This is a genomic window from Gordonia sp. Swx-4 (assembly GCF_030316175.1).
GTDB classification, from domain to species: domain Bacteria; phylum Actinomycetota; class Actinomycetes; order Mycobacteriales; family Mycobacteriaceae; genus Gordonia; species Gordonia alkanivorans.
The window spans coordinates 1,286,220-1,299,712 of the sequence record NZ_CP128197.1 but is presented as its reverse complement, the minus strand read 5'-3'; the positions used below and the strand labels follow the sequence as shown (position 1 = coordinate 1,299,712).

General features: G+C 67.7%; 12 protein-coding genes. 5 read left to right on the top strand and 7 right to left on the bottom strand.

What is annotated here, in order from left to right; genetic code table 11:
• Window positions 1–70 precede the first annotated feature (70 nt).
• Entirely contained in the window at window positions 71–1,669 is a 1,599-nt protein-coding gene (locus tag PWF70_RS05955; RefSeq protein ID WP_035753041.1) for an NCS2 family permease, read from the bottom strand.
• Between the two features lie 24 nt (window positions 1,670–1,693).
• Here PWF70_RS05955 and PWF70_RS05950 point away from each other — a divergent pair, with 24 nt between their 5' ends.
• A complete protein-coding gene (locus tag PWF70_RS05950; RefSeq protein WP_035753043.1) occupies window positions 1,694–1,942 on the top strand; it encodes a DUF2530 domain-containing protein in 249 nt (82 codons plus the stop codon).
• 18 nt (window positions 1,943–1,960) lie between these two features.
• On the opposite strand, the gene PWF70_RS05945 is transcribed toward PWF70_RS05950, so the two are convergent.
• Complete coding sequence (locus tag PWF70_RS05945) at window positions 1,961–2,563, bottom strand: TetR/AcrR family transcriptional regulator (protein ID WP_035753044.1); 603 nt, start codon at window positions 2,561–2,563, stop codon at window positions 1,961–1,963.
• A 53-nt stretch (window positions 2,564–2,616) separates the two neighbouring features.
• Here PWF70_RS05945 and PWF70_RS05940 point away from each other — a divergent pair, with 53 nt between their 5' ends.
• The gene (locus PWF70_RS05940) at window positions 2,617–3,588 is read left to right on the top strand and encodes an oxygenase MpaB family protein (protein WP_035753046.1); all 972 of its coding nucleotides are present in this window, start codon (window positions 2,617–2,619) and stop codon (window positions 3,586–3,588) included.
• Between the two features lie 3 nt (window positions 3,589–3,591).
• Here PWF70_RS05940 and PWF70_RS05935 read toward each other — a convergent pair whose 3' ends face one another.
• The 4 genes from PWF70_RS05935 to PWF70_RS05920 form a co-directional block, all read right to left on the bottom strand.
• Window positions 3,592–4,665: a phosphotransferase family protein gene (locus PWF70_RS05935; protein ID WP_035753048.1), complete on the bottom strand. Its 1,074-nt coding sequence runs from the start codon at window positions 4,663–4,665 to the stop codon at window positions 3,592–3,594.
• 48 nt (window positions 4,666–4,713) lie between these two features.
• A complete protein-coding gene (locus PWF70_RS05930) occupies window positions 4,714–5,964 on the bottom strand; it encodes an acyl-CoA dehydrogenase family protein (RefSeq protein ID WP_035753050.1) in 1,251 nt (416 codons plus the stop codon).
• 35 nt (window positions 5,965–5,999) lie between these two features.
• Window positions 6,000–8,489 carry an outer membrane protein assembly factor BamB family protein gene (locus PWF70_RS05925; RefSeq protein ID WP_075862746.1) on the bottom strand — a complete coding sequence of 830 codons (2,490 nt, stop codon included), beginning with the start codon at window positions 8,487–8,489 and terminating at the stop codon, window positions 6,000–6,002.
• 62 nt (window positions 8,490–8,551) lie between these two features.
• Window positions 8,552–9,133: a phosphatase PAP2 family protein gene (locus PWF70_RS05920; RefSeq protein WP_006360655.1), complete on the bottom strand. Its 582-nt coding sequence runs from the start codon at window positions 9,131–9,133 to the stop codon at window positions 8,552–8,554.
• A 226-nt stretch (window positions 9,134–9,359) separates the two neighbouring features.
• Between PWF70_RS05920 and PWF70_RS05915 the strand changes: the two genes are divergently transcribed.
• Complete coding sequence (locus PWF70_RS05915) at window positions 9,360–10,082, top strand: hemerythrin domain-containing protein (RefSeq protein WP_075862747.1); 723 nt, start codon at window positions 9,360–9,362, stop codon at window positions 10,080–10,082.
• A gap of 126 nt (window positions 10,083–10,208) precedes the next feature.
• Here PWF70_RS05915 and PWF70_RS05910 read toward each other — a convergent pair whose 3' ends face one another.
• Complete coding sequence (locus PWF70_RS05910; protein ID WP_035753056.1) at window positions 10,209–11,348, bottom strand: acyl-CoA dehydrogenase family protein; 1,140 nt, start codon at window positions 11,346–11,348, stop codon at window positions 10,209–10,211.
• A gap of 109 nt (window positions 11,349–11,457) precedes the next feature.
• Here PWF70_RS05910 and PWF70_RS05905 point away from each other — a divergent pair, with 109 nt between their 5' ends.
• Together PWF70_RS05905 and PWF70_RS05900 are read left to right on the top strand one after the other, a co-directional pair.
• Window positions 11,458–12,036 carry a TetR/AcrR family transcriptional regulator gene (locus tag PWF70_RS05905; protein ID WP_042378064.1) on the top strand — a complete coding sequence of 193 codons (579 nt, stop codon included), beginning with the start codon at window positions 11,458–11,460 and terminating at the stop codon, window positions 12,034–12,036.
• 226 nt (window positions 12,037–12,262) lie between these two features.
• Window positions 12,263–13,483, top strand: coding sequence for an ABC transporter substrate-binding protein (locus PWF70_RS05900; protein ID WP_139319419.1), 1,221 nt, complete (start codon window positions 12,263–12,265; stop codon window positions 13,481–13,483).
• The last annotated feature ends 10 nt before the right edge of the window (window positions 13,484–13,493 follow it).

Genomic DNA, 13,493 nt, shown 5'->3' with positions numbered 1-13,493 from the left:
GTCGAACCCTAAGCATTGCAAATTGACCCGGCTGGATGACAAAACCGGTCGCAAATTTTGACTACACGCGTTAGCCGATGAGGTCGGAGATCGGTCCCCGCGCGAAATAGGCGACGAAGACCGCGGCCACCAGCCACAGCAGCGGATGGACCGTGCGCGCCTTGCCCGCGGCGGTGGCCATCACCACCCAGCTGATGAAGCCGATGCCGATGCCGTTGGCGATCGAGTAGGTGAACGGCATCGTCACGACGGTCAGGAAGGCAGGTATCGCGAAGTCGAGGCGACGGAAGTCGACGGCCGTCAACTGCCCGATCATCATCGCACCCACCACCACGAGAGCCGGCGCGATCGCCTCGAGCGGGATCACCTCGTAGATCGGGGTGAGGAACATGGCGACCAGGAACAACACGCCGGTGACGACGTTCGCCAGACCGGTTCGTGCACCTTCGGCGATACCCGAGGCCGATTCGACGAACACAGTGTTCGACGACGCCGACGCGGCACCGCCGGCGATGGCACCGGTCCCCTCGACCACCAGCGCACGCCCGATACCGGGGAGGTTGCCCTTGTCATCGGCCAGACCGGCCTCCTTGCCGAGGCCCGTCATCGTGCCCATCGCGTCGAAGAAGTTCGACAGGACGAGCGCGAACACGAAGACCGACGCCGCCAGCACACCGATCCGGGTGAAGGCGCCGAACAGGTCGACGTCGCCGACGAGGCTCAGGTCGGGCAATCCGCCCAGCGCGGTGGGGATGTCGGGCACGGTGAGGCCCCAGCCCGAGGGGTTGTCCATGCTGGAGCCGTAGTCGAAGATGCGCTCGAGCACGAGCGACAGGACGGTGGTGATCGCAATGCCGATCAGCAGACCGCCGGGGACCTTTCGCACCACCAGGACACCCATGATGAGAACACCGAGAGCGAAGATGAGCGTCGGAACGGTGGCGATCGAGTTGTCACTGCCCAGCTGGACCGGGACCGTGGTTCCGGCGGCGTCCGGGATGCGTTTGACGAAGCCGGCGTCGACGAAGCCGATGAAGGCGATGAACGCGCCGATACCGGCGGCGATGGCCGCCTTGAGTTCGCTCGGGACCGCGTTGAACACCGCCGTGCGGAAGCCTGTCACCGCCAGCAGCACGATGATGATGCCGTCGACCACGACGAGGCCCATCGCCTCCGGCCATGTCACCTCGGGTGCGATCGACACCGCGAGAAGACTGTTGATGCCGAGACCCGCGGCGATCGCGAACGGGTAGTTGGCGACGAGGCCGAACAGGATCGACATCACGCCCGCGACGAGTGCGGTGACCGCGGCGACCTGCGCCAGCGGCAGCACGTTGCCGAGCACGTCGGCGTTCTTCTCGCCGCCGGGGATGCCGCCGATGATGATCGGGTTGAGCACCACGATGTAGGCCATCGTGAAGAACGTGACCAGGCCTCCGCGGAACTCGCGGTTGAGCGTCGAGCCGCGCTCGGAGATCTTGAAGAAACGATCGATCGCGCCGTTCGGCGTCGCCGTCCTCGCTCCCCTGGTGGTCGAGGGGCCGGTGTCCTCGGGTGGCGCTTCGGCAGCACCCGTGTCGGCCGCGTCGGTCGTCGTCTTGGACGAGTTGTCAGCGGGGTCGTCGGCGGGTGTCAGATCGCGGGACTCACTCGGGACGTCTTTTGGCACCTGTCGAAAGCTACTCTTTGTCTCATGCCGGATACAGTCGACGTCCCCGAACTGCCCCGCGCGCTGCGTGCGCCCGAGCCGGTGATCGTGGTCGGGATGGTCGCCTGGCTGGTCGCGACGGTGGTCGTCGCGGTCGCCGATCTCGGCGGCGGCAACGCGCTGACGATCTGCCTGGTCGGGCTGGGCGTGGGACTTCTCGGCACCACGATCGTGCTGGTCCAGCGGGCGGGAGTCCGACGCGGGGCCCGCGGCGCACAGGAGGGTCTGGACTAGAACGGGCCGTCGAACGCGTCAGTCCGCCGAGAAGAGAATCCACCCGACGTGTTCGCGTCCCCACGCGCCCACCTCGCCGCGGTTCGCGAACGGACGTGTCTCGAGCGTGGTCAGCAGGAGCGAATGTGTGATGCGGACCATGACCTCGGCGACCCGCCGCGCCTCGTCGTCGCCGATCGGGGCGTCCCCGGTCATCAGACCCGCCACCCGGGCGGCCAGATAGTCCACGGCACGGTCGAAGACCGGCGCCGACGACACCGTGAGCACCCGCAGCGTCGTCGCCGGGTCCGCCGCGTACTCGCGGGCCAGTAGTGGGTGGTCGTAGAACGACCAGAAGATCGCCGCGAACCCCTCGATGAGCCGCTCCCGCGGATCCCCTGTTCCCGCCAGTTCCCGGTCGACGCGGGCGAACAACTCGTCGGCCTCACGCGAGAGCAGGTCGGAGAAGAGATCCTCCTTGTGCGGCCAGCGACGGTAGACGGTCATGTGGGACACACCGGCCAGCGCGGCGATCGCCTCGATCGACGTCCGTTTGAGCCCCTTCGCGAGCAACGATGTCATCGCCGCATCGAGGATCTTCTGCCCCGTCCGCTCGGCCCGGGACGCGCTCGGCGTCTTCACACCGCCATCATTGCAATGTTAGTGTTCGGCCGAACTACTAACATTGGAGTTTCATGACCGCCACCGAGAACCCGGACGCGTCCGTCGCCGACACTTCGGCGCCGCCCGCAGTCGACCTCGCCGACCTGCCACCGGCCGTCGAGCAGTTCCGGTGGCATCTGGGCAGTGTCCTGTTCGGGTTCTTCGGCGCCTCCTTCTTCGACCAGGTGGCGCTCGTCCCGGTGGCCGCGGCCGTCGACCGTACCGGCCGCTTCGCCGAGAACTTCGTCGATCGCGGACTCCGCAGCTTCAGTGCCGAACAACTCGTGCTGTGGGGCGACGAGAGGACGCGCCACGCGTTCGCCGACCGGTTGAGGTTCCTGCATCGTGAGGTCCGGGGCACCGGACGCGACGACTTCGACGAGATCCGGTACAGCGCACTCGATCCCACGCTGTGGAACTGGATCGCGATGAGCGCGATCATGGGCTACCTCAACACGTTCACGGCGTGCACGGGCATCGAACTGTCGCCGGAGGAGGAAGAACTCGCCTACGCGGTCGCACTCGAACGCCTGGGCATCCTCTCGCTGCCGGGGAAGTCTGCCCAGCTCCCACCAACGCTCGCCGATGCGCGCCGCTGGTACGACGGCGTCGTCGACGAACACCTGCAACCCAATCCGTTCCTCGACGCCGTCACCGACCAGCTGGCCCGCCTCCCCCTTCCGACGATCGGCATGCCGCCACTCCTGCGCATCGCGCTCACGCCGCCCTGGTTCGTAATCCGCCCATTGGCCGGCCACGTCGTCAAGGTCTGCTCGTTCAGCGTCATGCACCCCGGCGTCCGAGAGCTGACGTCGGTACGCCTCGGCCGCCGCGAACAGGGGGAGTTCCGGATCTACAAGCGACTGCTGCAAACCGCGTGGCGCCGGCTCCCTCGTCGGATCGTGCTCACGCCCATGGCGTATCACGAGTACCGCCGCGACCAGCTGGCACGTACGTACCATTCGATCCAGCTGGAATCATTCGCACCGACGTGCCCGGTGTAGTTCTCAGCCGGCGACGATCTCGTTCAACCGCTTTCCGATGATCCCCACCGCGAAACCCAGCCGTTCGAAGTCCTTGTTGGTGGTCTGCCCGTGATAGAAGCGGTAGTAGATCTGCTGGGCGATGACCACGGCCCGGAAGAGGCCGAAGGCCTCGTACCACCGCCACCTCTCGGGTGACATCTCGAAACCCATACGCTCGCAGTACCGTTCGACGAACTCGGCGCGGGTGATCATCCCCGGCATGTTCGTCGGGACGCGGCGCATGAGTTGCAGCTCGTCGGTGTCGTCGGCCTGAATCCAGTAGGCCATCGAGCCGGCGAGGTCCATCAGCGGATCGCCGAGGGTCGCCATCTCCCAGTCGAGGATGCCGATGACCCTGGTCGGGTCGTCCTTGTCCAGCACCACGTTGTCGAGCTTGAAGTCGTTGTGGATGATGCAATTCGCCACGTCCTCGGGCTGGTTCTCGGCCAGCCAGGACATCGCCTCCTCGAAGTCGGGGACGTCGTCGGTGTGTGCGTTGCGGAATCGGGTGGTCCAGCCGTCGACCTGCCGTCGGACGTAACCGAGCCCCTTACCGAGGTCGCCGAGCCCGGTCTTCGACGGGTCGACCGAATGTACTTCGACGAGCGTGTCGATGAAGTTGAAGCAGAGCTGCCGCGCCTGATCGGCGTCCAGCGGAACGTCGGCCGGCCACTCCTTGCGCGGGATGACACCGTCGATGCGACCCATGACGTAGAAGTCGGCGCCGAGGACCGAGTCGTCGTCGCAGAAGGCGATCATCGGTGCGATGTAGCGGATCACCCCGGCGAGCTCGGATTGGATGCGGTACTCGCGGCGCATGTCGTGCGCCCCGCGGGCCTTGGTGCCGCGCGGTGCCCGACGCAGGATCAGGTCCCGCGTCGGATACCGCAGCAGGAAGGTGAGATTGGAAGCGCCACCGGCGAATTGCCGTACCTCGGGCACCGCGTCGAGTCCCTCGACATCCGGGGCCGCGGTGCGCAACCACGCGGCCACCGCCTCGACGTCGAACGCGTCCTCTTCCCGGACCTCGCGCGCCTCGGTCACCTGGTCAGCCATTGTGGGAGTTCACCCTTCTCGTTCGTGGATGTGTGGATACCACCGCGGTCAGCGGTACTTACCGAGTTCGAGACGCGCAACGACGTTGCGGTGGACCTCATCCGGGCCGTCGGCCAGGCGGAGCGAGCGTGCTCCGACCCAGGCCTGGGCGAGCGGGAAGTCGTCGGTCATACCGGCGCCGCCGTGCAGCTGGATGGCCATGTCGATGACCGACAGGGCCATGTTGGGCACCTCGACCTTGATCTCGCTGACCGCCGACAACGCCTCGGCCGACATGCCCTGGTCGAGCAGCCAGGCGGCGTGGTGGACGAGCAGTCGTGAGCGGTTGATCGCGATGCGGGCGTCGGCGATGCGTTCGCTGTTGCCGCCGAGCCGGGCCAGCTGCTTGCCGAAGGCCTCACGTGAGAGTGCCCGCTTCACACCGAGTTCCAGCGCCCGCTCCGCCAGGCCGATGGCCCGCATGCAGTGGTGGACGCGTCCCGGCCCGAGGCGGCCCTGGGCGATCTCGAAGGCGCGGCCGGGTCCGAGGAGGATGTTCGACGCCGGAACACGCACGTCGGTGAAGGACACCTCGCCGTGGCCGAACGGTTCGTCGAAATAGCCCATGGTGGTGAGAATCCGGTCGACCTTGACGCCGGGGGTGTCGATCGGGATGAGCACCATGGTGTGCTGCGACTTGCGGTCGGCTTCGGCGTCGGTGACGCCCATGAAGATCAGGACCTTGCAGTCGGGATGCCCGACGCCGGTGGAGAACCACTTGGTGCCGTTGATGACGACGTCGTCGCCGTCGAGGACAGCGGTCGCGGCCATGTTGGTGGCGTCCGACGACGCGACGGCCGGTTCGGTCATGCAGAAGGCGCTGCGGATGTCGGCGCGCAGCAACGGTTCCAGCCAGCGCTCGCGCTGCTCCTCGGAGCCGTAGCGCAGCAGGACCTCCATGTTGCCGGTGTCCGGAGCGTTGCAGTTGAAGATGACCGGCGACAGCGCCGACGATCCCATCGCCTCGGCGATCGGGGCGTAGTCGACGTTGGACAGGCCCTCTCCCCCGTCGGTGCCGAAATCCGCGGCGTAGCGACCGGCGTGCGCGGCCGGCAGGAAGAGGTTCCACAGACCCTCGGACCGGGCTTTCGCCTGCAGTTCGGCGATGATCGGCGACGGCGTCCAGGGATTTCCGTCCCCGTCGCGTCGTTCCTTGATGTCCCGGTGGATCTCGGGTTCGGCGGGTTCGATCTCGTTGGTGACGAACGCCCGCACGCGCTCGGTGAGTTCGGCGGACCGCGGTGACGGAGAGAAATCCATTCCCCGACCGTATCGCGGAGCCCTCTGTCCGGGGGCTAGTTCCGGTACAGCGTCGAGCCCTCCGGGCCGGCCGTGGTGCTCACCAGTTTGGCGAAGCAGTGGTCAGGGTCGAATCCCTGCGTTCGGCACCAGCTGTTCGCCTCGACCGGGCCCGGGAATGTCGCCGCCGCGACCGTCACCCACCAGCCCCTATACGAGAACACCGGCCACTCGTCACTCCACAGCAGGCGAACATCGTTGAACCGCAGACGAAGTGCCAGGAACTCGTCGAGGATGGCCTGGTCGGTCCACGTACGACCGTCGGCGACGAGACCGGCGTGCTTGGAACTGAGCTGCGCGACCCACCGGTTGTTCAGGTTCGCCAGGATGAACGCGCGGTCGGCGTCGGCCTGCAGGCGCAGGGCGTTGACACTGGTGGCGGTGACGTCGGCGCCGGCCGGGAACACCGTGTCGGTGGCCTCCGACGACGCCGACGACCTGCCCGACGCCGGTGCGGTCACGGCCGGGGCCCGCTCCGGCGTCGAACCCCGGTCGCACTCGACGAGGTATTGTCCGCCAGCCGAATTCGCGTCGTTCAAGGTGTCGGGCAGGCGGAAGAAGCTACCCGGCGGGTAGGTCAGTTCCAGGTTGAGGGCCGCTCCGCCGTCGGGTGCCGGGACGGCGAGCGGGGATCGTCGGAAGTCGAAGCTGCCCGAGGCGACGAGACCACCGCCGTCGGAGATGGTGATACGGGTCTGCGGACCGAACAGGACGTCCCCGTCGGGGCACTTCGCGGTGACGTTCATCGTGACGACGAGGCCACCGGCAGCGGTGCGGAACGACTGGGGTGTGAACACGGGCGGCGAACCGCACGGTGTCACGTACTGCGTTCCCCCGCCGCCGGATCCGCTGTTGCCCGCCCGGGTGGTGCCCGGCACGATCGCCCGCGGACCCGTCGGGGCGAACCCGGTGATGGTGGTCGAGGTCAGGGTCACCAGACGGTCGCCGAGGGCGAAGGTCAGCGCCGGACCGGGTTCGTCGCCGACGCGGACATTGCCGATCACATTCGGCGGCAGCGACCAGGCCGGTGATCCGCTGTACAGGTCGAGTGCGGCGATCCCGCCGTCGGGTGTCGGGGTGATCAGCCGTTCGCCGTCGGTGACGGCATGGCCGCTGACCGCGGCGTTCCGGCCCGCGGACGCACGCCACAGCAGGCGCCCGGTCTCGGTGTCGAGGGCGAGGTACTCGCTGCCGGATCGGTCGAAGACGATCACCTCGCGGTCGTCGGCGAGCACCACCCGCGACCCGAAGACGTCGACCTCCGGTATCGCCGCGGTCCACGGCGAGGTCCCGTTCCGGACGTCGGTGTACCGGCCGTCGACGAGCATCCGACTTCGCTGGCCGGTCGTCGCCGACGCCGGGACGATCGCGTTGTCCCCGGAGAGCTCCGCTGTCGTACCGTCGGGCCGCAGCACCACGAGCCTGCGGTTCGCGACCGCCATCCCGTCGGAGTCGCCCGTCTCGAGGACCAGGGTCCCGTCGTCGAACCGGCCGATCTCGCTGGTGCCCGCCTTCGCGACCAGGCGATCGCCGTCGTCGGCCGAGACGCCGACGACCCGCAGAGCGGAGGTGACGACAGTGGTGTCGGTCGCAGTGAACGCCGAGGCGTCACCGCTGCCGGGTGCCGCCGTGGGCAGGTTGTCGACCGGCCGCGACCAGAGAGGACCGTCCCGGGTGATCTTGTGGAACACGACCGAATCGGTCGCCGGCACGTACTCGACGACGAAGGCCGCGTCCCCGTTGTAGGCGACGCCGCCGGTGTTGGGCGGCGCCGGCACGGTCGCGAGTGCGGCGCCGGACCGGACGTCGATGAAGTGCAGTGTGTCGGCGTCGCGGCAGACGAGGGAGTCGTCGACGATCGTGTCCGCGCAGGTGGACACGGGTTCGCCGAAGCGCCAGCGTTCGCCGGTGCGCGCGTTGACGCCCACGGCCCAGTGCGAACCGCCAACACTCGTGTACGGATCGCCGACGATCGTCACGAGCGTCTCACCGTCGGCGATCGCGCCCACCGTGCCGTAGCGCCCCTCGGACGGGATGACCGAGTTGAACTTCTGCCCGCCCATCGACGCCGCGGTGATCGACCATTCCGCGCCGGGCGCCACCGGATACGACGCCGCCAGCTGACCGTCGACGAGGTCGGGGTCGTCGGCCTGCGACAACCTCCACCAGACGACGCCGCCGACGACCAGTGCGACCACGCACAGCAGTGCGACGCCGATGATGAGATAGGCCGTGGTGTTCGACCGTCGCGGCGGCGGACCGGCCATCGGATACCCCGGTGGACCCACTCCTGGAGGGCCCATTCCCGGCGGTCCGGTCGGTGGGGTCGGGTACATGCCCGGGTACGGGTACTGCCACGACGGCGGGGAGGATCCGGGGAATGCCCCGGGCACCACCGTCGGATGCGCGGGTTGGCTCGTCCTCGGCGGCTCGTCGGGCCGGGGCGCGCCGGAACCACCTTCGAACGGCGGCGCCGGATGCGACATCACCCCAGTCAAGCTCAGTTCACGATCGCGGGACTATCCTTCGCGCAGACGAATCCCGTGAGTCAGCCCGCGTGTGCGGCGGGAACGTCTGCACGCCTCCGCGTTTCGTACCGCACCAGCACCCACGTGCAGAGCGCGACCCACAGCACACCGACGATCCAGCCGGACACCACATCCGTCGTCCAGTGCACCGCGAGCTGAATGCGGGTGAGCCCCACCAGGATCGACATCAGTGGCGCGAGCAGCAGAATCCACCGGTGGTCGCGCACCCACGCGAAGCAGCGGTAGGCGACGACCGCGAAGAGGCCGAACACGACCATCGTCATCATCGCGTGGCCCGACGGGTAAGAGAACGAGTCGATGTTCAGCAGCCGGTCCTCGATGGGCGGGCGGTTGCGCGCGAACCCGAACTTGAGGCTCTGCATCAGCACGTAGCCCAGGATCGTGCCGAGGGCGACGTACACGGCGTCGACGCGGCGTCCGGCGTACGCCAGTGCGACCACGGCCAGAACGGTGAGGGCGGTGACCACCAGGGTGTTGCCGAGGGTGGTGATCACCTGGGCGATCGTGATCCAGGGCTCGGAGCGGTTCTGGACGACCCAGTCCCACGCGTTCTCGTCGATCGTCGTCGGCGAAATGAACATCCGCTGCCGGCCTTTCTCCACCGCGGTCGCGCTGTCCGTCGCAACCGATCCCACACGTCAGCCACTTTATCCGGGGCTTCGCAACCGTTCGTCGCCACCGCCACCGGACCGGCTGTGACCTGCCGGAATCCGATGCTCAAGCCGTCCTCAAGTGCACTGCAAGAGGCCAGACCGACAGTGGTCTCCGTCAGCCCGAACCCCGACCCCTGAGATGAGGACCCACCCGATGACGACCCATCCCGCTGCCACCGCGTTCCCGATCCAGCTCCGCCTCCCCGGTCAGGCCGCCGCGCCCGAGGGTCCGATCGACCCGTTCATGATGTACGTCCTCCACCACGCGTTCCGCCGCGATCTCGCCGACTTCGCCGCGGCCGTCCCGCGCACCAAGCTCGACGACCCCGGCACCTGGCGAGCCCTCGCCGACCGGTGGACGATGTTCGCCACGGCGCTGCATCACCACCACAACGGTGAGGACCTGGAGCTGTGGCCGCTGCTCGAGGAACGCTGCGACGAGACCGAGAAGCGGGTCCTCGAGGCGATGGACGCCGAACACGATCAGATCGACCCGATCCTCGAGGAGTGCGCTGCCGGTTTCACCATGATGGCCGCGCACCCGAACGAACAGACCCGTGCCGAGCTGGTCGACGCACTCGTCCGCGCCCAGCCGATTCTCGGCGATCACCTCGCGCACGAGGAGGCCGACGCCCTCGCCATCGTGCAGCGTCGGATGACCATGCACGACTGGGAGGAGTTCGAGGCCAAGATGAGCAAGCAGTCGGGCCTCGGCGAGATGCTGAAGATGAGCCCGATGATGGTCAAGGGGCTGTCCGACGCCGACCGCGAGGTGGTGTTCGCCCGCCTCCCCGGCATCCTCAAGCTGCTCGTCAGGCTCGGCGGCCCGCGGTTCCGTCGCCTCGACAGCCGCGCGTTCTACTACCTGAACCGATGAGCGCGTGCTGGTCGGGCGGTCCCGGCCGCCCGCGGGATCGCTACCTCACCCCGGAGGCGCAGGCTGCGAACAGCGCTTCCGAGCGGAGGGCGCGATCCTGCAGCGGGTCCGGGCCACGCCGAGACGTCACTTCGCGAGCGCGCGCCCGATCACGAGACGCTGGATCTGGTTGGTCCCCTCGAAGATCTGCGTGATCTTGGCCTCGCGCATGTAGCGCTCGACCGGGAAGTCGCGGGTGTAACCGTAGCCGCCGAAGACCTGCACCGCATCGGTGGTGACCTTCATGGCGGCGTCGGTCGCGACGAGCTTCGCAGTCGCCGCGGCCCGCGAGTACTCCATGCCCGCATCACGACGACGCGCCGCGTCGAGGTAGGTGGCACGTGCGGAGTCGACGGCGGCGGCCATGTCGGCCAGCACGAACGACAGACCCTGGTGATCGATGATCTTGCGGCCGAACGCGGCTCGCTCCTGCGCGTACTCGACCGCCGCGTCGAGCGCTGCCTGCGCCAGACCGGTCGCCACCGCGGCGATGCCGAGTCGCCCGGAATCCAAGGCGGAGAACGCGATCTGCAGGCCTTGTCCTTCGGCGCCGAGACGGCGGCCCTCGTCGATGAAGGCGTTGTCGTACGACGCGCCGGTGGTGGGGACCGCGTGTAGGCCCATCTTGTCCTCGGGCTTGCCGAAGGTCAGGCCCTCGGTGTCCCGGGCGACGAAAAGACAGGAGATGCCCTTCGAGCCCTCGCCGGTACGCGCGAAGACGTTGTAGACGTCGGCGATGCCGCCATGGGTGATCCACGCCTTGGAGCCGGTCATCGTGTAACCGCCCTCGGTGGGCGTCGCGCGGCACGCCAATGCCGCCGCGTCGGAACCGGCCTGCGGTTCACTCAGGCTGTAGGCACCGATCAGCTTGCCGTTCAACAAGTCCGGGAGCCAGCGCTGCTTCTGCTCCTCGGTGCCGAAGTTGAACAACGGGTGACACGCGAGTCCGTGGACGCTGACCGCGACCGCGACCGACGCCCAGCGTGCGCCGAGCTCTTCGAGCACCTGCAGGTACACCTCGTACGGCTGTCCGCCGCCGTCCCACTCGGTCGGGTACGGCAGGCCGAGGAGACCGGCCTCACCGAGCTCGGCGAACAGGCCTTCCGGGTACTTCCGCTCCTTCTCGTACTCACTCGCGATCGGCGCCATCCGCTTGTCGGCGATGTCGCGGACCAGCGCGATCAGGTCGCGAGCGTCGTCGTTGGGGAGCAGACGGTCGACCGGCATCGGTACCTCCAGGTGAAAGAGCTCAGGTAACTGAACTAGTACTCAAGTCCTCTGCACAGTACTATTTTGGCAGCGGTCAGTACAGCTGACGACATCGGTGAGGAGTCCCATGCCACGCGAGGGGTTCGCGACGCGGCGTCGCGCCGCCCTGTTCGACGCCCTGCTCGAACTCATCCTGCGCGACGGCTTCGCCCATCTGTCTATCGCCGACATCGCCGCCGAACTGAGATGCTCCAAGTCGACGCTCTACACCCTCGCGGCCAGTAAGGAACAACTGGTCACGGCCACCGTGACCCACTTCTTCCGCACCGCGACCGAACAGGTCGAAGCAAGGGTCGAGTCGTCGAAAACTCCCCGGGAGCGGGTCATCGCCTACCTGGTGGCCGTCGGCGAAGCGCTGTCACCGGCGTCGGAGGCGTTCATGCGGGACCTCGACGCCTTCCCGCCGACCCGCTCGCTCTACGAACTCAACACCGCCGCGGCCGCGGCCCGCGTTCAGAAGCTGATCGCCGAAGGTGTCGCCGCGGGCGACTTCCGAAATGTCGACGCCGCCTTCGCCGCCGACCTCGCCGCCTCGATGATGAGCCGCATCCAGCGCCGCGAGGTCTGGGCCGCCACCGGTCTCGACGACGCCGCCGCGTACCGACAGCTCGCGAGCATTCTCACGGCCGGGATCGACGCGGGATAGTCGCCACTACCGGCTCAAATCCGGGACGCGCACGTGCCGCGTCGCTGGGGCCGGCAATCACGCCCATCAACAGTAGGTATCCCCCGGCGATACCTACTGCCGAACCACGCCATCACCCCCGAAGCCCTCGACGCACCGGTTGACAATCCGCTTAATAAATCACAGTATCTACGTGATTCTGGTCACGCGTCGCATCCCGGGCGGCGCGCATTACAACGGAGGTCCTGTGAAGCGCAGATTCGTCAATACGGTGGCCGCGGTCGCCGCGGTCTCTCTGTTCGCGGCCGGTTGCGCCGACAACGGCAGCGGCGGAGGGGATTCGGTCGGCGAGGGGGACACCATCAAGGTCGGCCTCATGTACGACGTGACCGGTCCCGCGGCCGCCGGCAGCGTCGGCACCGACACCGGAGCCAAGGCCCGCATCGACACGATCAACGCCGCCGGCGGAATCAACGGCCGCAAGCTCGAGCTGGTCATCGGCGACTCCGCCTCGACCCCTGCCGGCGCCCAGTCGGCCGCCAAGACGCTCGTCGAGCAGCACGGCGTGTTCGCCGTCATGACCTGGACCTACACCGCGAACGCTGCGGCCCCCTACCTGGAGCAGCAGAAGGTGCCGGTGATCGGCGGTAGCTGGGATTCGGCGCCGCAGTGGGCCCACGGCGAGAACTTCTTCGGTACGCAACCGGCGAACACCGAGGCATCGGTGGTCACCACCTATGGAAACTGGTTCAAGCAGGCCGGCGTCACCAAGGCCGCGTCGATCGGATTGAACACGGCCTCGGGCAAGACGGCCGCGGAGAAGGTCGCCGAGTCGATCAGATCGGCCGGGATCGACGTCCCGCTGGTCAATACGTCCATCGACCAGACCACCGCCGACTTCGGACCCACTGCCATCGCGGTCAAGAACTCCGGTGTGGACGGGCTCTACGTCGCACTCGCGCCGAACGGAATCTACGCTCTTGCAGCCGCATTGAAACAGCAGAACGTCAACGTGAAACTGGCCATGGCCGGCACCGGCTACGGTCAGGACCTGCTGGACAACCCGTCGGCACGGCAGGGCGCCGACGGCATGCAGTTCGTCATGCACTACCAGCCGAAGGAGCTGAACACCGACGCCACAAAGGCGATGGTGACGGCACTCGAAGGCCAGGGTTTCACCGGCTCGCCCGGGTTCGCCGTCGCCGGTGGTTACACCGACGTCGATCTGTTCGCCCACGGCCTGCGGCTCGCCGGTGACGACGTCACCCGCGAGAACTTCATCAGCAAACTGCGGGACGACACCAGCTGGAACGGCGAGGGATTGATGGCGGGCACCGCGTCGTTCCCCGAGTTCGTTCCCGCCGGTCCCGGCCTGAACTACGGCAACTGCATGTACGTGTCCGAACTCCGCGGCGAGAGCTTCGTCCCGGTCGTGGACACCCCCTACTGCGGCGACAACATCGGCTGATCAAAACCGA